Source organism: Streptomyces sp. NPDC088794 (genome assembly GCF_044750545.1).
Taxonomy (GTDB): Bacteria; Actinomycetota; Actinomycetes; order Streptomycetales; family Streptomycetaceae; genus Streptomyces.
Genome location: NZ_JBIVKB010000003.1, coordinates 309,230 through 335,010, shown reverse-complemented (window position 1 = coordinate 335,010; position 25,781 = coordinate 309,230). Strand labels below are relative to the sequence as shown.

The 25,781-nt window shown below is 69.6% G+C and carries 19 protein-coding genes; 9 read left to right on the top strand and 10 right to left on the bottom strand.

Annotated elements, in window-relative coordinates; all coding sequences use genetic code 11:
- Nucleotides 1-56: 56 nt before the first annotated feature.
- Nucleotides 57-677, bottom strand: a complete 621-nt coding sequence (locus ACIP6U_RS10575; RefSeq protein ID WP_401714865.1) for a TetR/AcrR family transcriptional regulator — start codon at nucleotides 675-677, stop codon at nucleotides 57-59.
- 137 nt (nucleotides 678-814) lie between these two features.
- Here ACIP6U_RS10575 and ACIP6U_RS10570 point away from each other — a divergent pair, with 137 nt between their 5' ends.
- On the top strand, nucleotides 815-1,822 hold the full coding sequence (locus ACIP6U_RS10570; RefSeq protein ID WP_401714864.1) for an aldo/keto reductase: 1,008 nt from the start codon (nucleotides 815-817) through the stop codon (nucleotides 1,820-1,822).
- Here the strand turns inward: ACIP6U_RS10570 and ACIP6U_RS10565 are convergent.
- Together ACIP6U_RS10565 and ACIP6U_RS10560 are read right to left on the bottom strand one after the other, a co-directional pair.
- Nucleotides 1,803-3,575 carry a sensor histidine kinase gene (locus ACIP6U_RS10565; RefSeq protein ID WP_401714862.1) on the bottom strand — a complete coding sequence of 591 codons (1,773 nt, stop codon included), beginning with the start codon at nucleotides 3,573-3,575 and terminating at the stop codon, nucleotides 1,803-1,805. The two genes, ACIP6U_RS10570 and ACIP6U_RS10565, sit on opposite strands and share 20 nt — an antisense overlap.
- Nucleotides 3,576-3,645: 70 nt before the next feature.
- Nucleotides 3,646-4,353, bottom strand: a complete 708-nt coding sequence (locus ACIP6U_RS10560) for a response regulator transcription factor (protein WP_401714860.1) — start codon at nucleotides 4,351-4,353, stop codon at nucleotides 3,646-3,648.
- A gap of 111 nt (nucleotides 4,354-4,464) precedes the next feature.
- Here ACIP6U_RS10560 and ACIP6U_RS10555 point away from each other — a divergent pair, with 111 nt between their 5' ends.
- The 5 genes from ACIP6U_RS10555 to ACIP6U_RS10535 are packed head-to-tail and all read left to right on the top strand — an operon-like array spanning nucleotide 4,465 to nucleotide 9,485.
- A complete protein-coding gene (locus ACIP6U_RS10555; RefSeq protein ID WP_401714859.1) occupies nucleotides 4,465-5,085 on the top strand; it encodes a hypothetical protein in 621 nt (206 codons plus the stop codon).
- The gene (locus ACIP6U_RS10550) at nucleotides 5,072-6,193 is read left to right on the top strand and encodes a peptidoglycan-binding protein (RefSeq protein WP_401714857.1); all 1,122 of its coding nucleotides are present in this window, start codon (nucleotides 5,072-5,074) and stop codon (nucleotides 6,191-6,193) included. Before ACIP6U_RS10555 ends, ACIP6U_RS10550 begins: the two co-directional genes overlap by 14 nt.
- Complete coding sequence (locus ACIP6U_RS10545; RefSeq protein WP_401714856.1) at nucleotides 6,190-6,945, top strand: ABC transporter ATP-binding protein; 756 nt, start codon at nucleotides 6,190-6,192, stop codon at nucleotides 6,943-6,945. Before ACIP6U_RS10550 ends, ACIP6U_RS10545 begins: the two co-directional genes overlap by 4 nt.
- Nucleotides 6,942-8,147 carry an ABC transporter permease gene (locus ACIP6U_RS10540; protein WP_401714855.1) on the top strand — a complete coding sequence of 402 codons (1,206 nt, stop codon included), beginning with the start codon at nucleotides 6,942-6,944 and terminating at the stop codon, nucleotides 8,145-8,147. Before ACIP6U_RS10545 ends, ACIP6U_RS10540 begins: the two co-directional genes overlap by 4 nt.
- Nucleotides 8,148-8,207: 60 nt before the next feature.
- Nucleotides 8,208-9,485, top strand: coding sequence for an alpha/beta hydrolase (locus ACIP6U_RS10535; RefSeq protein ID WP_401714853.1), 1,278 nt, complete (start codon nucleotides 8,208-8,210; stop codon nucleotides 9,483-9,485).
- A 15-nt stretch (nucleotides 9,486-9,500) separates the two neighbouring features.
- On the opposite strand, the gene ACIP6U_RS10530 is transcribed toward ACIP6U_RS10535, so the two are convergent.
- The 7 genes from ACIP6U_RS10530 to ACIP6U_RS10500 form a co-directional block, all read right to left on the bottom strand.
- Nucleotides 9,501-10,562: a glycoside hydrolase family 19 protein gene (locus tag ACIP6U_RS10530; protein WP_401715532.1), complete on the bottom strand. Its 1,062-nt coding sequence runs from the start codon at nucleotides 10,560-10,562 to the stop codon at nucleotides 9,501-9,503.
- 154 nt (nucleotides 10,563-10,716) lie between these two features.
- Complete coding sequence (locus tag ACIP6U_RS10525) at nucleotides 10,717-11,541, bottom strand: lectin (protein WP_401714852.1); 825 nt, start codon at nucleotides 11,539-11,541, stop codon at nucleotides 10,717-10,719.
- 147 nt (nucleotides 11,542-11,688) lie between these two features.
- Nucleotides 11,689-12,723 carry a Gfo/Idh/MocA family protein gene (locus ACIP6U_RS10520; protein WP_401714850.1) on the bottom strand — a complete coding sequence of 345 codons (1,035 nt, stop codon included), beginning with the start codon at nucleotides 12,721-12,723 and terminating at the stop codon, nucleotides 11,689-11,691.
- 133 nt (nucleotides 12,724-12,856) lie between these two features.
- Nucleotides 12,857-16,543: a S8 family serine peptidase gene (locus ACIP6U_RS10515; RefSeq protein WP_401714848.1), complete on the bottom strand. Its 3,687-nt coding sequence runs from the start codon at nucleotides 16,541-16,543 to the stop codon at nucleotides 12,857-12,859.
- A gap of 378 nt (nucleotides 16,544-16,921) precedes the next feature.
- Complete coding sequence (locus tag ACIP6U_RS10510; protein ID WP_401714846.1) at nucleotides 16,922-19,561, bottom strand: glycosyl hydrolase family 95 catalytic domain-containing protein; 2,640 nt, start codon at nucleotides 19,559-19,561, stop codon at nucleotides 16,922-16,924.
- A gap of 351 nt (nucleotides 19,562-19,912) precedes the next feature.
- A complete protein-coding gene (locus tag ACIP6U_RS10505) occupies nucleotides 19,913-21,247 on the bottom strand; it encodes a glycoside hydrolase family 16 protein (protein ID WP_401714844.1) in 1,335 nt (444 codons plus the stop codon).
- Between the two features lie 455 nt (nucleotides 21,248-21,702).
- Entirely contained in the window at nucleotides 21,703-22,278 is a 576-nt protein-coding gene (locus ACIP6U_RS10500; protein ID WP_401714843.1) for a class I SAM-dependent methyltransferase, read from the bottom strand.
- A gap of 249 nt (nucleotides 22,279-22,527) precedes the next feature.
- Here ACIP6U_RS10500 and ACIP6U_RS10495 point away from each other — a divergent pair, with 249 nt between their 5' ends.
- The 3 genes from ACIP6U_RS10495 (at nucleotide 22,528) to ACIP6U_RS10485 (ending at nucleotide 25,678) form a co-directional block, all read left to right on the top strand.
- Nucleotides 22,528-23,703 carry a sensor histidine kinase gene (locus tag ACIP6U_RS10495; protein WP_401714841.1) on the top strand — a complete coding sequence of 392 codons (1,176 nt, stop codon included), beginning with the start codon at nucleotides 22,528-22,530 and terminating at the stop codon, nucleotides 23,701-23,703.
- The gene (locus ACIP6U_RS10490; RefSeq protein ID WP_401714839.1) at nucleotides 23,649-24,389 is read left to right on the top strand and encodes a response regulator; all 741 of its coding nucleotides are present in this window, start codon (nucleotides 23,649-23,651) and stop codon (nucleotides 24,387-24,389) included. The genes ACIP6U_RS10495 and ACIP6U_RS10490 overlap by 55 nt, the downstream gene beginning before the upstream one ends.
- A gap of 344 nt (nucleotides 24,390-24,733) precedes the next feature.
- Nucleotides 24,734-25,678, top strand: coding sequence for an alpha/beta hydrolase family esterase (locus ACIP6U_RS10485; protein WP_401714837.1), 945 nt, complete (start codon nucleotides 24,734-24,736; stop codon nucleotides 25,676-25,678).
- Nucleotides 25,679-25,781 lie beyond the last annotated feature (103 nt).

The window sequence follows — 25,781 nt, the reverse complement described above, 5'->3', positions numbered from 1 at the left end:
GGCCCTGATACGTAAATCGAGCCGCGGTGGCCCTCGTGTCGTCGTGCCGGATCCCTTCAGCCCTCGGTGCTTTCGTCCCGCGGTTGTCCGACGGGACCGTCTGCCGCCGGTGCCTTCGCCACCGCGTCGAGCGCGGCGTGCAGATAGGGGATCAGCCGTTCCGTGTCAGGGGAGTTGAGGGCTGTGTGGCCGAGCAGCACCCGGTTGAGGAGGACGCCGGCGCAGATCGCGATGAGGACGGCGGAGCGGCCGGTGGCGTCGGTGCCCGGTAGCGCGTCGGCGAGCCTGCGCTGGTAGTTGCGCTCGATGCTGTCGCGCATGATCGCGGCCGCGCGGGGGTTGGAGACGGAACGCAGGGTGAGGAGCAGTCCGTCGCCCTCTTTGCCTCCCTCGCCGGTGAGGAGCGTGCGCGCGGCGTCCGCGTTGTGTTCCGGCGTCATCATCATCGACTTCTCGTAGGCCAGATCCACGACCTCGGCGAACAGGCCCTCCTTCGATCCGAAGTACCGGCTGATCAGCCGGGTGTCCGCGCCGGCCGCGCCGGCGATCTCCCGCAGTCCCGCTCCGTCGTATCCCCGCTCGGTGAAGGTCTCCAGCGCGGCCTTGAGGATGGCGGCGCGGGTGGCGGCCGAGTCCCGTCGGCGGGCGGGGGCGGGCGCGAGGTCGTCCTGGCTCATGGGGCCCAGAGTACGAGGTCCGGCGCGGGTCGCGATCGACCGGGCTTGCATGTCCACGGCTGTGGACATACTGTTGTCCACAGCTGTGGACATGAGTGTCCGCGCTGTTCCCGACCATCGAACGTCAAGGAGCCGTCATGCCCATCTCCCAGCGCACTCTCGGATCAGAGGGGCTGTCCGTCGGCGCCGTCGGATACGGAGCCATGAGCTTCGCCCGCCCCTATGGGCAGAGCGCCGATCACGCCACCGACGACAGCGCGGACGCCCTTCTCGGGCGAGCCGTCGAGCTCGGCACCACCCTCGTCGACACCGCCGACATCTACGCCGGCAGCGAGGTGGCCATCGGCAAGGCCCTGCGCAGCCGCCGCGAGAAGGTGGTCCTGGCCACCAAGTTCGGCATCGTGCGCCCGCTGACCCCCGCCGGCCCGCCGGTCATCGACGGCCGCCCGGAGTACGTGCGTGAGCGCATCGAACGCTCGCTGAAGCTTCTGGGCACCGACCACGTCGACCTGTACTACCAGCACCGAGTGGACCCCGATGTCCCCATCGAGGAGACGGTCGGCGCGATGGCCGAACTGGTCAAGGAGGGCAAGGTGCGCCACCTCGGCCTCAGCGAAGCCGCGGCCGACACCATCCGGCGCGCCCACACCGTCCACCCCATCAGCGCCGTGCAGACCGAGTGGTCGGTGTGGGAGCGCGGGATCGAGCGCGAGGTCTTCCCGCTCACCCGTGAACTGGGCATCGGGATCGTGCCCTACAGCCCGCTCGGCCGCGGCATGCTCACCGGGCGGATCACCTCGCGCGACGACCTCCCGGAGGGCGACTACCGGCGCAAGATGCCGCGGTTCGCGCCGGAGGCCTTCGAGGCCAACCTGGCCGCCGTCGAGACGGTCCGGGAGATCGCCCGGGCGCACGAGGCGGCCCCCGGTCAGGTCGCCCTCGCCTGGCTCCTGGCCAAGGCGGACGACATCGTCCCGATCCCCGGCACCCTCCACGTCTCGCGCCTGGAGGAGAACAGCGCGGCGGCGGACCTGCGGCTCACACCGGAGGAGATCTCCCGCCTCGACACCCTGCCCGTCGTCGGCGAGCGAGAGGGCGAGGTCGGCCACAACTGGTTCGACGGCGTCACCCCGCCCCAGGGCTGACGCCCTGTCGCTCACCGCGGTGCGAGGACTGCGGCAGCCGGAGAGCGAACACCGTGCCCGTGCCGAGCTCGCTGCGCACCGCCACCGTCCCGCCGTGGGCCTCCACCAGCTTGCGGACGATGGCCAGGCCCAGCCCGCTGCCGCCGGTGTGGCGGCTGCGCGACTTCTCCGCACGCCAGAACCGCTCGAACACGTGGGGCAGATCCTCGGCCGCGATACCCGTGCCCGTGTCGGTGACCTCGATGAGTGTGGTCCCCGGAACCGCCGTCACCCGCAGCTCGACCGAACCACCCGCCGGAGTGTGCCGGATCGCGTTGGACACCAGGTTCCCGACGGCCTGGCGCAGTCGAAGCGGGTCGCCGTCGATCCAATGGTCCGGCGGTGAACTCGACGTGAGGCGGATGCCGGCGGAGTCGGCCCGGGTGCGGTACGCGGAGGCGACGTGGGCGACCAGTTCGCCGACGTCGACGCTCTCGGGGTGCAGACGCAGCTCGCCCGCGTCGGCGGCGGCGAGGTCCTGGAGGTCGTCGATCACGTGCTGGAGGAGCACCGCCTCCTCGTGCAGCGAGGCGAGGAACTCCTTGTCCGCCGGCACATGACCGTCCTGGGCGGCCTCCAGCCAGCCCCGAATGTTGCTCAACGGAGTGCGCAGTTCGTGCGCGACGTCGCCGACCATGGCCCGGCGCTGGTGTTCGAGCCGGCCGCGGTGGGTGACCATCTCGTTGAAGGTCTCCGTCAGCCGGCCGATCTCGTCGGCGGTGGTGACCGGCACGAGCGCGGAACCGTCTCCGTCCCGCATGCGCTGCGCGGCGTCGGTCAGCGCTCGCAGCGGTCGTATGAGCCGCATGGCGGCCATGACGCTGACGCCGATGGCGAGAGCCAGGACGAGACCGGTGGCGCCCGCCACCTTGGCGGTGTTGGCGGCGGAGAGGTCGAACGCGCGGGCGTCGGTCTCCTGCGAGGCCATGAGGAGTCGGGCCGGGGGCGCCACCGAGGATTTCAGCAGGGTCTTGCGCGCCGAGGTGATGCAGGGCGGGATCTGGCGTTCCGCGCCCTGCCGCAACGGCGCCGCCTCCGATGCCGTCAGCCGCCAGGAGAAGTCGGGCAGCACCTCGACGTTGCTCAGCCCGGTCTTCTTGAGGCAGCCGGCCACGAGTGCGGAGAGCTGACGCAGCGGGGTCCGCTCGGTGGGCATCGGCTGTTCCAGCCGTGAGCCGGCGCAGGCAGCGGCCCGGCGGTCGCCGGTGCCGGTGAACGTACGGATCGAGGGCCGGCCGCTCGGCCCGTGCGTCATGGACGCCTCCACGCCGTTCGCCCGCAGACACCGGATCTGTTCCACGGCGTAGCCGTCGAGGGTGTGCCGCTCGTCGGCCGTGAGCCGGAAGGGCCCGGTGGCCCGCGGATCTATGGGGTCGGAGCGGTTGGCCGACAGCGGGTCCACGACCGCCCAGGCCCGGTCGGACAGCGAGGCCGAGCCCGCTGTGTCGCCTGCGAGGGGGATGCCGTTCTGCGTGGTGAGGACGATGCGCCGACCGCTGCTCCTGGCCAGGTCACGGACCAGGGGACCCACCTTGTCCCAGTTCGGATGAGTGGCGGCATAGCCGGTGAGGGTGTCGAGGAGCAGGTTGTCGTCCGCGTGGTTCTGGCCCTGCTGCTTCTTGATCGCGCCCGAGGTGGTCTGTACGGCGATCCACGCGGTCGCGGCGACCGAGCAGGCGGCGACGAGCGCGGAGACGAGAAGCAGCCGGATCATCAGACCGTGGCGACGAGGCCGCCGCACCTTCCGCCATCGCCGCGTCGGGACGGCGGAACGGCTCGTGTCCTCACTCATGGTCCGGGCCCGCGGTCAGCTTGTAGCCCACGCCGTACACGGTGATCAGCCGCACCGGTCGCCCCGGGGTCGGCTCGATCTTCCTGCGGAGGTTCATGATGTGCACGTCCACGGTCCGGGCGGAGACGAACCGGTCGATGCCGTGCAGCTCCTCCAGCAGCTGCTGTCGGCTGAACACGCGCTCCGGCTGGCCCGCCATCGCCGCCAGGAGGCGGAACTCACCCGGCGTGCAGTCCACCGGGCGCCCTTCCACCGACACGAGGTGACGGAGCGGATCCAGCGTGACCGCTCCGACGGCCAACATGGCGCTGACCGGACCAGGGGTCTGCCGCCGGTTCGTGCGGCGCAGCAGAGTACGAACCCGGGCCACGAGTTCGCGGGGACTGTACGGCTTGGTGAGGTAGTCGTCCGCGCCGAGGTCGAGCCCGAGCAGCAGGTCGTCCTCGGTGGACCGCGCCGTCAGCATGAGAACGGGCAGTTCGTCGTCGGCGGCGCGCAGGATGCGGAGCACGTCCAGACCGTCGACCCGCGGCATCATCACGTCCAGGATCAGCAGGTCGGGTGCGGTGCGCCGGACATGCTCCAGAGCGTCGCGCCCGTCCTTGGCTACGAGCACGTGGTGCCCCTCGCTCTCCAGATAGATCCGGGCGAGCCTGGCCTGCTTCTCGTCGTCTTCGGCGACCAACACATGTGCGCACACCCTGGTGAGAATAGGCAGCCGGGGCGGATGCGAGGAGAGTGCACAGGGATGCTGTTGGGACGCTGACCGCACCACTACAGGTTTCTGACATTCCTGTACGAGCGTGCGGCCATGACAAAGAGCACCCTGCGGCGTCGCCTCGCGCCGTTGTCCGCCGCCCTCGCCGTGACCGCCGTTCTCGCAGGCTGCGGGTCCGGCGGTGGCAGCGACGACGACGGCTCGGGCAAGGACGTCGCCTCCGTCGCGACCTCGCGGCCCACCGAGCAGACCGGCGGGAAAGCGGCCAAGGAGGCCTCCGACTCCGGCCGCCCGCAGTGGCGCCTGGACTCCACCTCGGAAGAGATCGACGCCCTCTGGTCGCGCTACTACGGCTGCCTCAAGGAGCACGGAGTGCGTTTCGTGCCGGCCAACGAGGCACAGCACGCCGGTCCCGCGGGGGAGGGGGAGGTCATCGCCGACCCCGACAGCCGGGAGCCCAAGGCCGCGTACGACACCTGCGAGTCGAAGATGCCGCAGATGCCCGACGCGCTCGACCCGGACAAGAATCCCCAGTACAAGAAGCAGCTCGCCGACGAGGTGACCTGCATGAACGACAAGGGTGTCCCGACGGAGATCGCCGCCAACGGCGTGGACTGGACGTACAGCGGGGACGCCGGTTCGGCGCTGTCGGAAGAGCAGCAGCGCAAGATCGAGAACGACTGTCAGCTGGAGGCGTTCGGTGGCGGAAAGTGAGGCGGAGCGCCCTCGCCGGCGCCGCCCCCTGATCGCTGTGGTCACCGTGCTCGTCATAGCCGGTACCGCCACCGGCACGGTGGTGTACAGCCAACATGACGCCGACCGGTCCGGTCCGGCCGGCGCTCAGGTGAAGACCGCCACGGCCCGGGTCACCCGCGCCGACCTGGCCGACACACAGGAGATGACGGGCACGCTCGGCTTCGGCACCGAACAGCCCTTCACCGGCACCAAGCCCGGCACGGTGACCTGGCTTCCCGCCGGCGGCGCCACCATCACCCGCGGCAAGACCCTGTACAAGGTCGACGACCGGCCCGTACCTGTCTTCTACGGCGCCACCCCTCTCTTCCGCACTCTCGGCACGCCAGGACAGGCCGGAAACGACGTGACCGTCGTCGCGGAGAACCTGCGGGCACTCGGCTACGACATCGACCGCATCCCCGGTTCCGGCGGCGCGGCCGTCGACGACGGAGCCGACCACGGACGTTTCACCAGCATGCTGGCCGCAGCCCTCAAGAGATGGCAGAAGCAGGTGGGACTCAAGCCCACCGGGCGCCTCGACGCGGGTGACGTCGCCGTCCTGCCCGGCGAGGTACGCGTCGGCGCGCTCAGCGCACAGCTCGGCGCCGATGCCAAGACCGCGCTGATGACGCTGAGTTCGACCGCGAAGTCGGTCACCGTGCCGGTGGCGGCGACCGAGATCGGCCTCGTGAGGAAGGGCGCGCGCGTCACCGTCGTCCTGCCCGCCGGCAAGGAGACCCGGGGCCGGGTCGACCGCGTCAGCCGGATCGCCGTCTCGGGCGACCAGAGCACCGGCGCGCAGGACGGCACCCCCGCCAAGCTCGACGTGCGGGTCCAGCTGGGCGACAGCGACGACGTGCGGGGACTGGACGCCGCCACGGTCCGGGTCCGGTTCACCACCCGGACCCGCAAGGGCGTGCTCACCGTCCCGGTCGGCGCGCTCCTCGCCCTCAGCGAGGGCGGCTACGCCCTCCAGCGACCCGACGGGACGCTCATCCCCGTACGGACAGGCATGTTCGCGCGCGGCCTCGTCGAGATCCGGGGCGCAGGGCTGAAGTCCGGCACCGTGATCGTGGTCGCCTCGTGAGACGGCACGCGGGCGCGGACGGCGCTCCCGTGCTGAGCGTCGAGCACGTCGGCCGCAGCTACCCCGGGGGCGTCCGCGCCCTGGACGACGTCTCCCTCACCATCGGACGCGGCGAACTCCTCGCCATCATCGGCCCGTCGGGCTCCGGCAAGTCCACCCTGCTCAACCTCATGGGCACCCTCGACCGGCCGACCACCGGCACCCTCCGCATCGACGGACAGGACATCGCCGCGCTCGGCGACCGACAACTGTCCGCGCTGCGCGGACAGCGCCTCGGATTCGTCTTCCAGCAGTTCCACCTCACCGAGGGCCTCACCGCCACCGAGAACGTGGCGACCGGCCTGCTCTACGCCGGCACACCGCGTCGGCGTCGCGAGCCACTGGCCCGTGAGGCCCTGGCCCGCGTCGGCCTCGCGGACCGCGCCCGTCACCGGCCGCACGAACTGTCCGGCGGCGAGAAGCAGCGGGTGGCCATCGCCAGAGCCCTCGTCAACGCACCCTCCCTGATCCTCGCCGACGAGCCGACCGGCGCCCTGGACAGCGCCAACGGAGAGGTGGTGCTGAAGCTCCTGACCGATCTGAACGCGGAGGGCACCACCATCGCGGTCATCACCCACGACCGGGACATCGCCGCCCGCATGCCGCGCCGCGTGGAGATGCGCGACGGCCGCGTCGTCGCGGACGACGGTCCGCAGGCGATTCCGGGCGGCACCGCGCAGCTCACCCGCCCCACCCTGAGGACTCCCTCATGACCCGCTCCGGCCGCGCCCACTCCGTCCGGCTCGCCCCCGGCGACATCCTCCGGCTCGGGTTGCTCGGCATCAGGACCCGGCGGCTGCGTGCCGCGCTCGCGGCCCTCGGCATCTCCATCGGCATCGCGACACTCGTCCTGGTCGTCGGTATCCCGGCAGCCAGCCACCGAGCGCTGGCGGAGGAACTCGACGCCCTCGGCCCCAACCTGCTGCGCGCCGAACCCATGCCGGACCGCGACCCACCCGTACGCCTCGACCCCGCCGCGGAAGCATCGGTACGCCGCATCGGCCCCGTCACCGACGCCACCGCCGTCGCCAACACCCACGCCGCGATCCGCCGTTCGGACCGCGTACCCGCCACCGACGGCGCCGGACTTTCCGTCCTGGCGGCCCGCACCAATCTGCTGCCGACGGTCCGCGCACGGCTGGCCTCCGGACACTTCCTCGACCACGGCAACGAACGCTTCCCGGTCGTCGTCCTCGGCCACACCGCGGCCCAACGCCTCGGAGTGTCCAAGGTGACGCCCGGACAACCCGTCCAACTCGCCGTCGGTGACACGTGGTTCACCGTCATCGGCGTCCTGCAACCGGTCCCGCTCGCCACCGACCTGGACAGCTCCGCCCTGGTCGGCTGGGACGCGGCACGCGACAAGTTGGGCTTCGACGGCCACCCCACCGTGATCTACGTACGGGCGGACGAGCGCCGTCTGGAGGCGGTACGCGACGTCCTTGCCCCCACCCTCTACCCGCAGGCGCCCGGTCTCGTCGACGTCAGCCGGCCCTCCGACGCACTGGCCGCCAAGCGGGCCACCGACAGCGCCTTCTCCGCGCTCTTCCTCGGACTCGGCGCCGTGGCCCTAGTCGTGGGAGGCATCGGCGTCGCCAACACCATGGTCATCTCCGTACTTGAACGCCGTCAGGAGATCGGCCTCCGCCGGGCCCTGGGCGCCAACAAGGGGCAGATCCGCGGCCAGTTCCTCACCGAGTCTGTGGTCCTCAGCGGTCTCGGAGGCACCGCCGGCATCGTGACGGGGGCAGCGGTGGCCGTTGGCTACGACCTGTGGCGCGGCTGGCCGACCGTCATCCCCTGGGGCGCGCTGGCCGCAGGACTCGGCGGAGCCCTGCTGGTCGGCATGGCCGCCGGCGTCTACCCGTCGATCAGAGCGGCCCGCCTTCCCCCGACCGCGGCACTCACCGCGTGAGGCATCCCCTGCGGAGGCACCCGCGGGGAGCCTCCGCCCGACCCGACCAGTGGAGAATCAGTGCACCACCGCAAGAACACCACCGCCCTGCGCCGACGGGTACGCCGCTACGCGCTGTTGACCACCGCGACAGCGCTCGTCGCGGTCGGCGGCACCCTGGCGACAGCTGCCCCGGCACACCACAACACGCCTTACACAGGCCGGAGTTCGTACTCCGTGGGTGCCGTCACCTACAACCTCGGCGACCGGGCGTACGAACTCCCCGGCACCGCGGAACCAGTCGAACTGGCCGCCACGGTCCACTATTCGAAGAACCTCAACGGCGCCCCGCACCCGCTGATCGTCGCCCTGCACGGCTGGCACGAGACCTGCGCCGACGCGGCGGCGGAGACCGCGCGCGACGCAGCCGAACAGGCCCAGGACTGGGACGCCTACGCACAGGCCAGCCAGCGGTTGTTCAGCTGGCCCTGCCCGCCCGGGGTCAAGCCCATCGCGAACGATCGCGGATACGACTACCTCGGCGAACAGCTCGCCGCGCAGGGTTTCGTCGTCGTCTCGATCCGCGCCAACGGCATCAACGCCTCATCCGTCTCGGGAGACGAGAACGCCTCCGCCCGCGCCGACCTCATCAACAGGCACCTCGCCCTCTGGCAGCGCCTCGCCTCCACCGGCACAGGTCAACTGGCGGGACACTTCAAGGACATCAGCACCGGCAAGCCTGTCGACGTCGACTTCGCCCACCACGTCGACATGCGAGAGGTCGGCACCCTGGGGCACTCACGTGCCGGCGCGGGAGTCACCTGGCAGGCCGCCGACAGTCATCGCCGGGACTGGCCGGCCGGCGTGCGGGTCAGAGCCGTATTCGCGCTCGCCCCCGCGTACAACGTCATGACCGAGGACATGTCCGCGTACCGCATCGACAGCACACCCCTCGCGGTGATGCGCGGTACCTGCGACGGACAGGTGGGTGAGGAGGCGTTCTCCTTCGCACGGGACGCGACCGCCGCGGGGAAGGCCGACACCTACGAGTTCGGTGTGCACGGCGCCAACCACAACTACTTCAACACCCAGTGGTCCCCGCAGAGCGGACAGGTGGCGGCCGGCGACGACGCCGGGCACCCCCAGGACCAGCCGGGGAAGTGCACCGACGCCTACGGGTCGACTGTGGACACCCAACTCACCGAGGAAGTTCAACGGCGGGTCGGTGCCCTCTACGTGGGGGCGTACTTCCGCCGCTACCTCATGAACGACACCCGGTCCGCGCCCGTCCTGGAGGGACGGACGCATCCAGCGGCCGGCACGGTGACCGTCGATGTGAAGGCCACCGTGCGGCGCTGAGTCCCGTTGGACCTGTCAGCAGTAGAGGTTGGCGCCGGGGGTGACTCCGAGGATGGACGTGATGCGGTTGTAGGCGTCCACGCGGCTCTGGACCTGGGCGGGGTTGCGGCCGTCGCATTCCAGAGAGCCGTTGATGGAGCGGATGGTCTGGCCGAAGCCGGCGCCGTTGACCATGGCGTTGTGGGGGGTCATGGTGCCGGGGCCGTTCTGGGTGTTCCAGTACCAGAGGCCGGTCTTCCAGGCGACGGCGGAGTCGTTCTGGACCAGCCAGGGGTTGTTGAGGAGGTCGATGCCCAGGGCGTCGCCGGCTGCCTTGTAGTTGAAGTTCCAGGACAGCTGGATGGGGCCGCGTCCGTAGTAGGCGGCCTGTCCGGCGGGGCAGCCGTAGGACTGGCTCCAGTCGCAGTACGTGGGGTAGTTGGCGGTGTTCTGCTCCACCACGTACACCAACCCACCGGTCTCGTGGCTGACGTTGGCCAGGAAGGCTGCGGCTTCCTGCTTCTTGGTGGTGTCGGAGCCGGTGTTGGCGAAGCCGGGGTAGGCCGACAGCGCGGCGGTCAGGCCGCTGTAGCTGTAGAAGGAGTTGCGGCCGGGGAAGATCTGGTTGAACTGGGCCTCACTCACCACGAATCCGGAGGGGTTGGTGCCGCCGCCTCCGCTGGCGGGCGCGCTCCACTTCTGGTTGGCGGCGCCGGTGCAGGTCCAGATCTGCAGGCGGGTGCCGTTGGCGGAGTTGTTGCCGGTGACGTCCAGGCATTTGTTGGCCTGCGGGTTGACGATGTCGTTGGCCGAACTGACGGCCCACTGCTGGGCGGCGGTGCCGTTGCAGTCGTAGAGCTGGACGGTGGTGCCGTCGGCGGTGCCGGCTGCGGTGACGTCGAGACACTTGCCGAGGGCGCGCAGGGTGCCGTCGCCGGGGTTGGACCAGGTCTGGGCGGTGGTGCCGTTGCAGTCGTAGAGCTGGATGGCGGTGCCGTTGGCGGTGTTGGCGCCGGCGACGTCGACGCACTTGCCGGCGAGGCCGGTGATGCGGCCGTCGGCTGCGTGGGCGGGCATGACGCTGAACAACGTTGTCATGGTGGCGGTCAGCACGAAGGTGAGCACGAGCCAGACCAGAGATCTGTGTCCGTGACGGACGTTCGCGAACTGGGGAGTGGACACGAGTGCGAGCTCCTCGGGGGTGGGGGACAAGCGGGGGCTTGGAGGGTCGTGCAGAGGGCGAACCGGGGTGTCAGTTCAGGACGGTCTGCGTGACGACGATGTGACCGGCATCGGGATTGAGGACCCCTCCCAGACGACCGAACGCGCCGTCGGTCAGGTCGAGGCACTTGGGTTCCTGCGGGGTCTGGGCGAACGTGCCGCGGTCGTTGATCCGTACGGTCAAGGAGCGGCCGTTGGCGACATTGGTGACCAGGACGCGGGTGCCGAACGGCAGTTGGGGCTGCCGTGAGAGCGAGGTGGCCGCCGTGTCGGCGTTGTTGTCGAAGACCTCACCGCTGGCCGTCAGAGCGCCCGCGGGCTGAGGGCCGTAGTGGGTGGCCCAGCACTGCCCCTCGCCGCCGCCCGAGGAGGCGGGGGCGTTCCACTTCTGGTTCGCCGCGCCCGTGCACGTCCAGATCTGGGCCCTGGCACCGTTGGCCGACGAATTGCCGGTGACGTCAAGGCACTTGTTCGCCGCCGGATTGACGATGTCGCGGGCCGCTGTCACGGTCCACCGCTGGTTCGACCCGCCCGTGCAGGTCCACAGCTGGAGTTGTGCGCCGTCGGCGGTCGAGTTGCCGGTGACGTCAAGGCACTTGCCCAGTGCGCGGATTGTGCCGTCCGCGTTGACGTCCCACTGCTGGGCGCCGGTGCCGTTGCAGTCGTAGAGCTGGACGGCGGTGCCGTCGGCGGAGCTCGCGCCCGCGACATCGAGGCACTTGTTGGCGAGACCGGTGATCTGCCCGGTGGCCGCCGCTGCCGGCGCGGTGGCCAGAGCGGTGGCGAACAGGGCGAGCAGTGCACCGAGGGTCAGGTTTCGCAGGACTAGGAGCGGAGTGGTACGACGAGCGGCCATAGGTGGGGTAGCTGCCTTTCGTGCCGGACTGCGCGCTTGCCGGTCGGCACCTCAACTGGCAGCGCACAAGCGGAACTTGACGCCCGTAACGTAAAGGTCTACACCAAGCCCGTCAAGCGTTAAACATCACGGTGGCTCGCAGTGGTCCTAGGAAGGGTCGGACTCGCCGCGCGGTGGCAGGCCGGCCGCGCGGTAGATGTCGTCGATGATGCTCATGGTCACGACGGCGTCCCTGGCCGACGTGAGCACGGGGCCGCCGTCGAGAACCGCCGAAGCGAATGCGGACAACTGGCAGGCGTAGCTTGAAGGTTGCCGGGCCACCCGCTCGCGCCGCAGCGTACGTCGACCGGTGTCGCGCGGACCGCGGATGGTCAACCGGTGATAGAGCTGCGGCATCAGGAAGTTGGTGACCACCAGCTCGCCCTTCGATCCGATCGCTCGCGCCCGGATCGACAACACCCGCCGCGACCACATCGACGCCCGGAGGTGCCCGGTCGCTCCACCGGGAAAGACGAGTTCGGCCTCCATGGCGCGGTCGACCCGCTGGTCCTTGCGCAGCGTCGCCATGTGCGCGGCCGTCACCGCCGGTGTCTCACCTCCGAGGAGCCGGGCGACGTGCACGGTGTAGCAGCCCGCGTCCATGGTGGCGCCGCCCGCCAGGCCGTGGTCGTAGCGGATGTCGCCGAAGCGGGGGAGCGGGAAGCACACCTCCGCCTCGACATGGCGCAGTTCGCCCAACTCCCCGCTCCGCACGATCTCCTGCATGCGCGAGGCCAAGGCGTGGTGACGGTAGTGAAAGGCCTCCATCACCACCAGGCCGCTTCGCGCGTGGGCGGCGTCAGCGGCATCGGCGACCCGTTCGGCCTCGGCGCGGTTGGCGGTGAACGGCTTCTCGCACAGGACGTGCTTGCCCGCGTCGATGGCCTTGAGCATCCATTCCGCGTGCAAGCCGTTCGGCAACGGTACGTAGACGGCGTCGATCTGCGGATCGGCAAGCAGCGCTTCGTAGTCGGGGTGCACTACGGGTATGTCGTGCTTGCGGGCGAAGGCTTCGGCACGTTGCCGGTTCCGGGCCGCGACAGCGGTCACGGTGGCCCGGGGCTGCTGCTTCGCCGGTTTGATCAGCGCGCTCGGCGCGATGGCCGCTGCGCCGAGGAGGCCGATGCGGAGACTGGTCGTCATGCGGGTGAGTGTGGCGCACCACCTGGATGTGTCTGTCGGCAGGTTCCGGATGCAAACCGCAGGTGAGCGCCGTGACCGTCCCTTCGGCAGGAGATCGGGGTCCGCCTCGCACAGGGCGAGGAGGACCCCTTCATCACTTCAGACCCACCGCACGCGTGATCGTCTGCTCGACCTTGTTGCCCGCGGTGTCACGCGCGTTGACGCGCAGCGACACGAAGGAGGCGTGGCGAGGTGCGTCGATCCTGAAAGACCCGTCATGCCGCGACGGCAGCCGTTGCCATGTGCGGCCGTCGTCGTACGAGGCCTCCACCCGGGGCGTGCCGGCGTGCCCCGCGCCCACCGCACCGGTGAGCTGCTCGATCCCGACCGTGAACCGGGTCTCGCGGCCTGCCCGGCCCGCTGTGTCCGTGGCGAGCGTCCACTTCGGCTGGAGCAGCGGCAGCACGTCCTGCCCGTCCCCTTGAGGCGCTCGCGACGTGAAGGTCCACTCCGTGGTCGTCGCCGACGAGTACGGGCTGAACGAGGCATCCCGGCTGGTGTCCACCACCAGTCGGTACGGCAGGGCGTCCGCGGACGGGGCGGTCGCGCCGACGATCGTGCCGGTGCCCTGCGCGAGCCGTGTGGATCCCTGATACAGCGCCAGCGTCTCCTTGCTGCGGTCGTAGTCCATCGACATGCCGACGCGGTCACCGCCGCCGTAGCCCGGGATGTCGAAGCTGAGCCGGCTGCCGCTGCGGGTGGGCGGCCGGTAGTTGTCGTTGAGGTAGGGGCGGGTCACCGGCTTGAACCACTCCTGCGCGTCGGTACTGCCCGGCCGGTAGGAGGTGCGCGGTGCGATCTCGTACAACAGGCCGTCCACGTAGGCCTCTTGCCCCCATCGGTAGGCGCCCTCCGTGGAAACCCAGTCGGTGCGCTCGCTGTTGACCGGCAGTCGCACGGTCGTGCCGATGCCCCATTCGGAATACGTGGGCCAGTCGAAGCGGAACTCCCCGCCACCGCGCGTGGGATCGGGACTGACGAAGGTCTCGTCGACCCGGGCGAGGTTTCGTGCGGAGCCCTGGACGAACAGGTCACGCGGCACCTCGTTGTGCCAGGTGCGCATCAGGTCGTACACGTACGGAGTCGTCGTGGACGATTCGACCGACACCGTCGCCCCACGGGCCTGGGCCTGGCGGGCCAGGCGATCGCCCTCGTCCGGACTGAGCAGTCCCACGTCCACCGAGGCGGGCTCGGTCGGGTCGTCGCTGTAGTCGAGGTACTGGCGTCCCTTCCGGTCGTTCACCACCAGCAGCAGCCTGGCTCCGGCGCGTGCGGCGGCCGACGCCTGGGCCGCGTCGCCGACATCGGCGGTACGTCGTACCACCACCGCGGCACCGTGGGCCGACAGCCCTTGGTACGAGGCGTCCGTGCCGTCGCCCGCGTAGACCAGCGGGAGGCGGTGACGTCCCGTCGGCAGCGGGGTCACCCGGTGTTGGCGCAGGACGTCCGAGAACGCGCCGCTCCGCGTGGCGACGGTGAGCGCGGGCTTCTCCTTGCGCCAGCGGGCACCCAGGTAGAAGTCGCCGTGGCGGACCTTGCCGGCCAGGGGCTGCGCCCACAGGCTGTCGTAGGAGGTCTGCGTCTCCATGAAGTCGCGCCAACTGGCTCCGCCCATGGAGCGGTTGTACTCCAGGCGCTGATAGGTGGCCTCTGTCGGCTGCGGCGTCGTCATCTCGACCCGTGTCGCCTTCGAGGCGTCCAAGGTGACCGTGCGGTCGCGGTCGAGCGCCACGTCCGGGTCTCCGAGCAGCGCCATGCCCAGTGAACGCGGTCCGTGTACGCCTTCCACGTCCTTGAAGGACAGCACGGAGTACACGGTGTCCGGCAGGTAGGTCTGGGCGGTGCCGGAGGCGTCGACGAGGTAGAAGTCGGGCTGGTACTGACCGGACTGGAGCACCTCCACCACGCCCGACATCGGCTTCCCGTGCCCGTCTTTCAGGACGAGGGCCAGCCTGTGCGTGATGTCACCGAGGCCGACGGCGGTGTGTGCGACGGTGCTTCCGTCCGGGCGGGCCGCGAGGATCTGGGCACTGAACCGGCCGCTGTCGACGGTCGACGGGTCGACGGCGACGGAGACCTGCGCGGTGCCGTGCGCCGGGACGACGACACGGCCGGCCGAGAGCCGGAACAGGCCGTCCGGTGCGCCGGAGGCGGCCACCGACAGGTCGAGCGCGATCGGGGCGGCGGCGAGATTGGTGTACGTGACCGGACGGCTCACCGATCCGGCCTGCTCCCGGCCCACGGACACGACGGCGGTGGCGAACAGAGTGGAGTCCACGGAAGCCGCCGCGTCCACTCGGCCGCTGCCCGCCTGGAACGCGTCGTACTCGGGTGTCCGCGCGGACGTGCTCGTCAGGAGGTCCTTGACCTGGGAGCCGGTCAGTTCCGGGTGGGCGGCAAGGGCCAGTGCGGCCGCACCGGCCACATGAGGAGTCGCCATCGAGGTGCCGCTGAGCGTCTGGTAGTCGCCTTCGCCCTCCGGGGCGAGGTGCGAACGCGCGGCGAGGATGTCGACACCCGGTGCCGAGATCTCGGGTTTGAGGGCGCCGTCGCCGACGCGCGGACCTTGGCTGGAGAAGAAGGCAACGTTGTCATCGCGGTCCACGGCGCCGACCGTGAGCGCCGCGTCGGCCGCGCCGGGTCCGCCGATGGCGCCCGGCGCGCCGGCATTGCCCGCGGCCACCACGAACAGCGCGCCGGTCTGCGCGCTCAGCCGATTCACGGCGACGCTCTCCGGGTCGGTGCCGTCCGAGGGGGAGTCGGTGCCGAGGCTCATGTTGACGACCCTGGCGTGCTGTTCGACCGCCGCCCATTCCATGCCCGCGACCACCCAGGAGTCCTGCCCCGAGCCGTCGTCGCCGAGAACCTTGCCGATGTGCAGCGCGGCCCCGGGCGCCACGCCCCGCTCCTTGCCGCCGGATGCCGTGCCGTCGCCCGCGACGGTGGAAGCGACGTGTGTGCCGTGCCCGTTGCGGTCCTCGACGTCCTGGCCGGGAACGAAGCTCCTGGTGGTGGCGATGGAGTGGGACAGATCGGGGTGGGCGGTGTCGATTCCGGTGTCGAGCACCGCCACGTCGATGCCCTGACCGGTGTCCCCGCTCGACCAGACCTCGGGGGCGCCGATCTGGGAGGTGCTCTCGGAGAGGTCGGCGTGGACTTTTCCATCGAGCCAGACCCGTGTGACGCCCGCGCGGAAGGCGGGCGTGGACGGCGCACGGAGCGCGGGTCCCGGGGAGGCGGACGGCGCGGTGATGGCGGCCCAGAAGTCGCCGGCGTCCTCGTGGGACTCGGTGAGGGCGGCACCCTGGACGCTGTCGAGGCTGCGCCGCACGGTGACTCCCGGCAGCGAGGACCGTGCGCGCAACGCGGAAGCGCTGCCGTCGGTGGCCACGATCAGGGGGAGGTCGTCCCGGTGGGCGTCGTCGTAGCCGTCGCTGATGAGCTGGGTGACGTCGAACAGGCGCCGGTCCAGCACCTTTTGACCGACGTAGGGGAGGGCCGCGTCGGGATAGACGTAGAGATGACCTCCCGCCTCGATGACCCTGGCCCGTGCGGGAGAGCCGTCGGGGCCTTTCACCGTCACCGTCCCGCCGTCGCCGGTGCCGCGGGTGGTGACGACGGCACCGGTGATGAGAGTGACCGTGTGAGTGCCCTCGGGCACGTGCGGGGTGGGCGCGGGCGCCGCTGCGGCCGCCGTGCCTGAAGGGATGGACGTGGACAGGGCCAGGAGCGACAGCGCGGTGATGACCAGGCCGCGCCGAGGTCTGTGACGTGGATTCAACGGAGTGTCATGTCCGATCGTGATCTAGGGACGGTGGTCCCATGGATGAGTGGCCGCCCTGCGGAGTCTGTGGGTCCGCTGAGGGTGATCGCGATGAAGATACGGTCACGCCGCAGAGGTTGTGAGCGGTTGGTGACCCACGTCACATTGTCCCACCGGCGTGCACCCGACCTGCGGTTCTCGACAGTGAACAGACCCTGTGAACCCGGGAGTTGAGGGTGCGGCACGTACCGCGCGGACAACGGGAGGGCTCCTGATTGGCGATGGTGAACCGCCACGAATGCCCGAACGAGGCGTCGGCGCGGTCGTGTTCAGGGGCACCGGGTGGACGGCCTCCGGTCGAGCCGGAGACCGTCCACGGTGGACGAGGCGGCGGACCTACGGTGTGATGCGCAGGGCGTCCACCATCCCCACCGAGGTGCTTCGGTTGACGATACGGATGGTGTGCGTGCCCCGCGTCAGCCCGGTGCGCTGCCAGACGGTCTGCTGCACCTGGCGCGCGCCGGTCACCCGCAGGTCCACCGTCGCTTGAAGGGTGCCGTCCAGGTACACGTCGACGGGTCCCATGTCTCCGTTGCGTTCGGAGAGGTAGGCGACTCCCGTCCCGGTGAACGTGTACTGGGCCACGGCGTTCACCGTCGTGCTGTGGTGCGTGTCGTCGTTGTAGTCGCCGTACCCGCGCCCGCTGGTGGCGTGCCAGTTGCTGTCGTAGGTCAACTGGGTGTTGTTCACCATGGGGTTGGGGGCCTGGGCCATGCCCAGCGTGGAGCTGGTGCCGCTGAGGCTCTTCTCGCTCTGGTTCGCGGATCCGGTGAGTCGTACGGGGGTGTAGGAGGACAGCGGCTTGGCGGTGCGCTCCACCACGTACACCGCGCCGGAGGTCGTCGCGAGGTCGAACTCGGCGGCGCTGGTGGTGAGTACGATCGCGCCGTCGGAGACCCGACGGACCCTGAGCTGGGTGCCCCACGGGTTCACGACCCGTGTCGAGTTGCCGTACTGGCTCTTGATCCCGATGTACTTCACCTCGCCGGCCTCACGCTCCGAACTGACCGTGAAACCGCCCTTGGCCAGCAGGGTGAACCGCCCGACGAAAGAGGAGTCGGTCGGCGGTGCGGGGAAGACCCGGATCTTGTCGTTGTAGGACTGGAGGAGCGACTCGTTGAGGGCCGTGAGATGCACGCCGAGGTACTCGAAGACGCCGTTGGTGTTGTCGGTCATGCCGTTGGGATAGGTCTGGTACTTGCGGAGCATCGTCTTCATGCCCTGGTAGGCCTGGTCGCCGAGCCCCAACCGGGCTGCCTGTACGGCGTCGTTGGCCCACACGTTGTCGTACGGGAAGGGGCGGGCGTTGAAGGTGTTCACGGCCTTCTGCTGGTCCGGGAAGCCGATGCCGGTCCGGTCGTAGGGCCAGATGATCTCGCTGGCGACGTTCTCGCCGTTGCGGGTCTGCGCTAGCGGCGGGGTGTGCGGAAGGTAGACGTCCGCGGTGGACGGATACGCGATCAGGTTGTCCACGATCCGCTGCCACTGGGGGCGCAGGTCGGCGTCCACACCGAGGGATTGGGACGTTCGGATGGCGAGGGGGAACAGCGTGCGCACCGCCGCGAGGTCGGTGATCGCGTTCGGCACGTTCCAGTACGTCTCGTGCGCGTTCGAGGTCGCCACGTAGTACTTGCCCGCCGAGTCGACGGAGAGCTTCGCCGCGTAGAACTTCACCACGTCCCGCATGAAGGGGTAGACGGTGTCCCGCAGATAGGCGGAGTCATTGGTGTACGCGTACTGGAGGTACATGTTGTACGCGGCCTCGGTGCCCGTCGACCAGATGTTCTTGGTGTAGTCGCTGTTGACCGTGCCGCGGGCGTTGCCGTCCCAGCCCATGGTCTCCGGCACCCACAGTCCGTCGACGTTGTACCGGGTTCGCGTGTACGCCTTGAGGGCCGCCGCGTTGCGGCTGTAGAGCCGGTTGAAGCCGGCCAGCAGGTCGGCGTGGTTGGAGGCGAGGAAGGAGTTGTACACATCGCGCTGGTTCCAGTACCAGTAGGCGTTGCTCCACTTGGTCTGGTCGCCCGTGGCGCGGAAGACGCCGTTGATGAAGTGGAACGGGTTCGTCCCGTACCCGCCGGCGGCGATCATGTAGGTGCTCAGGTAGTAGACGTTCTCCAGGTAGTCCGCGTCGCCGGACAAGCCCGAGTACTGCACGAACGACTTGCCCCAGAAGTCGTGCCACCACGTGCGGAAGTCGCTGAGCGTCGCGCTGTAGCCACGGCTCTTGGCCGCTGCCAGCGCGCGTTTGGCCTGGGCCACCGAGTCGTGCGAGGGCGCGTTGAGCCGGCTGCTCGCGGTGAACCAGATGGTGTAGCTGCTGGAGGGGGTGATCGTCAGCCGGACCGTACGGCCGTCGACGACTCGTGCGGTGTACGGCGTGCCCTCCACCGACGCGGCGAGCGTGTAGCCGAAGTTCTGTGCGTCGGTCTGTCCGCGGCTCAGTCCGGCCCCCGTGGAGTCGGCGTAAGTCGCCACCGTCTTCCAGGTGTTGAGATCGGGGACATCCCCGCTGTTGCCCAACTGCGAGGTGTCCCACAGGCTCAGGTCGAGGGTGACCGCGGAGACTCCGGAGCGTGAGTCCTCGACGTGGACACCCATGACCTCGGAGTTCGGCGCGCCCATCACGGTCACCGTGCGGTTGGCGTCGTACTTGGTGGTCAGAGTGCCGTCGTACAGCGACAGGCGTTGCTGGTAGGTGCTGTAGCCGCTCTCCAGGGCGGGGGAGGTGGAGAGGTTGAGCAACCCCGCGCCGAACGCGGTCTGTTGTGAGGTGTCCACTCCGGAGACCTGCATGGTCAGCCCGTTGTTCTGCCACGCCATGGCCCCTGTGCGGCCGTTGCCCACGGTCAACCCGTGGAGCGGGTTGGTGGTGGGCCGGTTGTAGACGAGGTCGTGCTTGGACAGGTAGGCGGCGCGGTCCACGTTCAGTTCTCCGGTGGTGGAGTTGAACGCGGCGTCCGTCGGAGCAGCCACAGCGGGGGTCGAGAGACCTACCGCCGTTCCGCTCATGATGCAGACGGCTGCGAGTAAGGCTCGGACAAGTCTTCGTTGTCTCATCGAGTGCCCTCCCTGTTGGTCATGGGTCTTGAATGATCCGATGACTTGCAGCGGGACAGGCCGGTGAGTCGCAGACCTTGGATACCGAAGAATCTGCGCCTGGCAGGGGTGATCCGTTATCGACATGTCCGCGTCACTTGCAGTGAACATCGGATGTCTGGCTCGGTCAACACTCTCTGCGGGATCTGGTCAGCAGGGGGTGCGCGGGGGGAGGGTCTGATGAGGATTCAGGTTCCCGGGCCGGTATGGGGGGCCGGCCCGGGGGTCTCACTGAACGTACGTGTAGTGCGGACTGTCGTACTGAGGGCCGTTCTTCTCGTAGGTGAACCAGTACGTCAGGGTGGAGCCGGTGGCGATACTGACGTTCTGTGTCCAGGTGCCGCCGTTGTTGGTCATGCGGAAGTTCTGCTGGTTGGCGCCGTTGATGAGGTAGTGCACATCGACATAGGCCGCGGGCGTTGTCGGGTGGAACGTGATCTGCGCCTGACTGGCGCTCACCCGCGTCACGCCGGCGGTGTAGTCCGGCGTCTGGGTGCTCCCGCCGGTGGTTCCGCCGGTCGTGGTTCCGCCGGTCGTCGTACTGCCGGTGGTTCCGCCGGTCGTCGTGCCGCCGGTCGTGGTCCCGCCCGGACTCTGCTGGTAGACCGCGAACCAGTCGACGCTCATGGCGGCACCGGAAGTGATGCTGCCCGCCTGGGCGGCCGAGTTGCAGCCGCAGACCTTGTCAGGGTAGGAACCGGCGATCGCGAGGTCGAAGATGGCCATGAAACCGTGGTCGATCGCGGCCTGCCAGGTGGGCACGGAGACCTGGTTCTCATTGACGGTGAAGGTCAGATTGCCGTCGAGGTAGAAGCGCAGCTGCTCCGCGGAGGTGTTGGTGCGGTCGATGGTCGCGGAGTAGGTGTGGTAGCTGGTCTGGCAGCCCGCGCACGGCTGAAGATCGCTGGTGATGCCGTCGGGATCGTGGCACTCGCCCGCCCACACTCCGCAGTGGAAGGTGGTGGAGTGCTTGCTCAGGGCATTGACGTCCTCCATGATGTCGAACTCGCCGATACTGGGCCAGTTGGTCGCGCCGACCGGGCGGGCGGCACCGCCCATCGCCCAGAACGCGGGCCAATAGCCCAGTCCGTTCTGCGGGTTGGGCTGGAGGATGGACGCGCTCATCTGGAGCTGTCCGCCGGCGGGGGCGGCGAAGTCGGTGCGCTGGGTCTCGATGCGTCCGGAGGTCCAGTGGCCCGACCCGTCCCGGATCGCGCGGATGACCAGGTGGCCCTGCCCGTCCTGGTACACGTTGTTGGTGGAGTCGGTGGCCGTCTCGATTTCGCCCGTTCCCCAGTTGGGCGCTCCTCCGGGGTATCCGGTGCCCAGGTCGTACAGCCAGTTGGTCCGGTTCAGCGCGCTGCCGGACGAGCCGGTGAAGTCGTCCGAGAAGAGGGTGGTCCAGCCTGCCGGAGGAGCCGGTACGGCCGCCGAGGCGCTGCCGCCGGTTCCGACCAGGCCTACGAGCACACCGATGACCAGCAGCAATGCGCTGCCTAGAGCGAAGAGGATGGTTCTCTGATTGCCCGCCGGCGTACTGGCCGGTGGTGAGGTGGTACTCATCGCATGGTTCTCCCTGTCGACGTTCGTGGAACGCGGGGACCAGCTGCCCTGAGAGCTGCTGGATGAGAGCGCTCTCAGGGCGTGTCGCAAGCAGGAGTGTCCGGCGCGACCTTTCATGCGTCAATGGCTTCAACGTGATCGACTGAGGACAGGCGATCTGGCGACGCTAGATGGAGCTTCGAAAAAGGTCCGAACCAAGGGCAGTTGAGCTGGGGACACGCCTCCGGCGAGCGGACGGACGCAGCCTCGCTGCCGCTGAGCTGCGGTTCTGCGATGAGGGCGGCAGGAAAGAAGCTCCGTCGCCACGAGTGCGGTTCTGGATGTCCTTCGCCGAACTCGCACGGCGACTTCAGGAGTTGAAGACGAAGGCGCGGCGCCGCGCGCTGGATGCGGCCGTCGGCCATGCCTGCAGGTTCATTCAGAAGGTCCCGCGACAGACAGGCCCGGAGAGTGCGTCAGTCGAGCGGGCGGCGGCAGTGGTAGACGAGAGCGGGCGGCACGTTGTCCCAGACCGTGCGGCCGACGACGACCTCGTCGAACCGTGCACGGAGGGACTGGTTCAGGCGCCGTGCCGGGCCGGTCCAGCGTGCGTGGATGTACGTGAAGGTGGTGAAGACGCCGTGCGGCGGCAGTGCCTCGACGACGGCGTCCAGGACGTCGTGCTGGTCCTGCGGAGAGAACACCGCCCACGGCAGACCGCCCACGACGACGTCGGCTCTGTCCAGACCGCGTTGGGTCAGGACGGACACCAGGTCGCGGGCGTCGGCACGCGCGACATCCACCCCAGGGTGAGCGAGCTTCAGCAACTGGGTGAAGCGGTCGTTGAGTTCCACCGCGACATGGCGTCCTCGGCCCGCGAGCCGTCGCTGGATCGTGCCGGTGAACGCACCTGTGCCCGGGCCCAGTTCGACCACCACTGGCTCGCCGGAACTCGGCACGGGCGAGGTCACGACCCGCGCCAGGGACCGGCCGCTCGGTGCGACGGCCCCCACCGTCAGTGGATTTCGTACGAACTCACGGAGGAATGACACCGGTTGAGGACCTCTCTGGTTCAGGGCTGGGGCCGACGACGACGGCAGTGGTCGGCGCGCACGGTCGTCGGACTCCTCGCCGGAACTGCCGTCCAGGACCTGAACTCGTCCGCCGCGACCGCGCTTTGACGCTAGGTCCGGGCCGCCGGCCGAACGTCCTGCGTGAAGCCGGATCTCCGGCCGAAGGGAGGAGTCGGGGTGACCGGAGGGAGGACCCGGCAGTCTTCCCACCGGACCGAGGGTGAGGGAGTGAGGCTATTTCCAGGGCGCCGCCCGTGGCTGGTGGACGCGTTGATCGCGGCAGGGGCGGCGGGGACCGGCGCGGTCAGCATCATCATCGGGCCGCCCTCGGACCGGCCCGCCGCCCAGTGGGCCCTCGTCGAGGCGGCGGCGCTGACTCTGGCACTGGCCCGCACGCTCCCGGTGGGCGTGCTCGCTCTCAACGTGGTCCTGAGCGTGGTGACCGGTTGGACGTTGCCGGACTCCAGCAACGCGGCGGCTCTGGTCGCCGTTCTGACGCTCGGTGTGATCGCGCACCGTCTCGGCACCGCCGTCACGGCTGTGTCCTGGGTGGTCACCTTCGCCGCCGTGCTGACCAGCATGGGCCGGGACGAGGGCGGACTGTTCGCCGGCACGGACAGCGTTCTGATGATCCTGTCGACAGCACTGGCGGTCAGCGCCCCGGTCGCCTTCGGCCGCTACCTCGCCGCCCTACGGCAAGCCGCTGCCGTCGCCGAGGAACGGGCCCGCGAGGCGGCGGAACACCGACTGGTGGAGATACGCGCGGCACGCATGGCCGAACGCGCCCACCTCGCTGGTGACCTGCACGATCTGGTGGCCCACCATGTGTCCGCGATAGCCCTCACGGCCGGCTCGGCCCAGTACGCGGCCACGCACGCCCCCGACCAGCGCCGGCGATTGCAGGCGGCGTTGGAGGGCATCGACTCCATCCAGACCGCCGCCCGTCAGACACTGGTCGACCTGCGCGGCCTCCTCCACGTGCTGCGCGACCCGAGCGCTCCGGACGTACTGATGGACCCGCGGCAGATGATCGACGATGCTGTCGAGCGCAGCCGGTCAGCCGGTCTCCACGTGAACCTCGCCTACGACGAGGCGATCTCTCGCGTGCCGCTCGCCGTGCGCGTCACCGCAACCCGCGTGCTACAGGAAGCCCTCACGAACGTCCCCAAGCACGCGGGATCCGGATCCGACGTGACGGCCGCGGTCGCTCTCCGCGACGACTGGCTGTTCGTCGACGTCACCAACACCGTTCTGACCGCGAGTCCCGTCGATCTTCCGTCCTCGGGGCACGGCCTGACAGGAATGCGCGAGCGCGTCGAAGTGTCCGGCGGAACCCTGACCGCGGGTCCGTGTCCGAAGGGATGGCGGCTGTCCGCCGCCCTGCCTGTGGCGGTGGCGCTGTGATCCGGGTTCTCGTCGTCGATGACCAGGCGCTGGTGCGGGCAGGGGTCACTCTGCTGCTGCGCACAGCGGGGGAGAACGTGATCGGGGAGGCGGCCGACGGCATGGAGGCCGTACGCCTCGCGGAACGGTTGCGACCCGACGTGATTCTGATGGACCTCCGCACGCCGCGACTCGACGGGATCGAGGCCACCCGCCGCATCCTCAACTCCCTGCCCTCGACGCGTGTGCTGATGCTGACCACGTTCGACGACGACGCCGACGTATACGGTGCGTTGCGCGCCGGGGCGGTGGGATACCTCCTCAAGGACGGTGCCCCCGACGCGATGATCGACGCGGTGCGCAAGGCCGTCCAGGGCGAACCGCCGCTTGCTCCCGCCGTGCTGGCCCGTGTCCTTGAGCGTGCGGTCCAGGCCCACAGCGACAGCTCGGCGCGTGCCGGGGACAATTCGGGGACCACACGCGGCGATTCCCTGACCGAGCGAGAGCGAGAGGTGCTCGCCCTGGTGGGTGCCGGTCACTCCAACGCGGAGATCGGTGCGGCGCTGCACCTGGGAGTGACGACCGTCAAGTCACACATCGGAGCCATCACGCGGAAACTGGATCTGCGAAACCGGGTTCAGGCAGCGGTCGTTGCGCATCGGCTCGGTCTGGTGGACGACGAATTCCGTCCGGTCGGAAGCGACTGACGGGTGTTTCGTTCATTAAGTTCGCAACCTCAACTCGGTGTGCCCATGATGGCTCTTCCACGGGGTAGGTGTCGTTGCTGAGCTGCGCTTTTCGACCGCACGAACGGTCAGCAGAGGAGATCGTCAAAAGGCTTTGCTTTCAAGAGACGAAGGCACACGGTGGGAAAGGCGTGTCCGGGGCGTATTGCGTGGCCATGAAGTGGCGCTAAGGTCCCGGCCGACGGCCCCTCGCGAGAGCCGCCGTCGACACGATCGACGCTGTGCTTCATGCGCTCCACCCCCACCCGCATCGCGCCGCCGGGCCCAGGCCTGGGCCGGCGCCTCCGGCCCCGATCGGAGAGCACATGTCCCGCCACGCCCGGATGATCGCCACCACCGCGGCCGCCGTCCTCCTGAGCGCCGCCGTCTTCATCCCCACCGCCTCGGCAGCCCCGTCCCAGCCGGCCGCGGCAGCGGGCTGTTCCGGCCCCAACTCCCAGATCCCACCCGGCAGAACGACCAGCCGCACCCTCACCGTCGGCGGCCTCCAGCGGACCTACCGGGTCCACATCCCCGCCACCTACACCGGTACCAACCCGCGCTCCCTCATCCTCTCCTTCCACGGCCACGGCCGTACCGCCGCCTTCCAGGAAAGCCTCACCCAGCTCTCCACCGTCAACGCCCTCCTCGTCTACCCGCAAGGCGTCACCGGCACCGACGGCGACACCGCCTGGCAAGGCGCCCCCTACTCCGCCCCCGGCGTGGACGACATCGCCTTCACCCGAGCCCTGATCACCCAGCTCCAGACCGACCTGTGCGTCGACCCGCGCAAGATCTACGCCTCGGGAAAGTCCAACGGCGGCGGCTTCGCCGCTCTCGTCGGCTGCCGCCTCGCGGACCGGGTCGCCGCCGTGGCCACCGTCGCGGGCGCCTTCTACCCGCAAGGCGGCACCTGCCAGCCACAACGCCCTGTCCCCGTCCTCGACTTCCACGGACAGGCCGACACCACCATCCCCTACAACGGAGACGCCTCAAAGGGTCTGCCCTCCCTCCCTACCTGGCTCGCCGCCTGGGCGCAACGGGACGGCTGCACCCCCACTCCGCAGAACACCCGGGTCAAGACCAACGTCGTCCATCAGGTGTGGCCGTCCTGCGCCGGCGCGAGCACGGTCGAGCACTACCGCATCGAGGACGGCGGCCACGTCTGGCCCGCCACCACACCCAACGGCGACACGGCCACCCCCACCACCATCGACGCCACACCGCTCATCTGGGACTTCTTCCAATCCCACCTCAAGCCGACCGCATAAGCACTCCACGGCACGCCCCAGCCTCAACGCCTCGACCCCCACGCACTGGAGCACTCATGCCGGCATCACGGAGCCACCCTTCTCCCGTCCGCGTCCTGGCCGT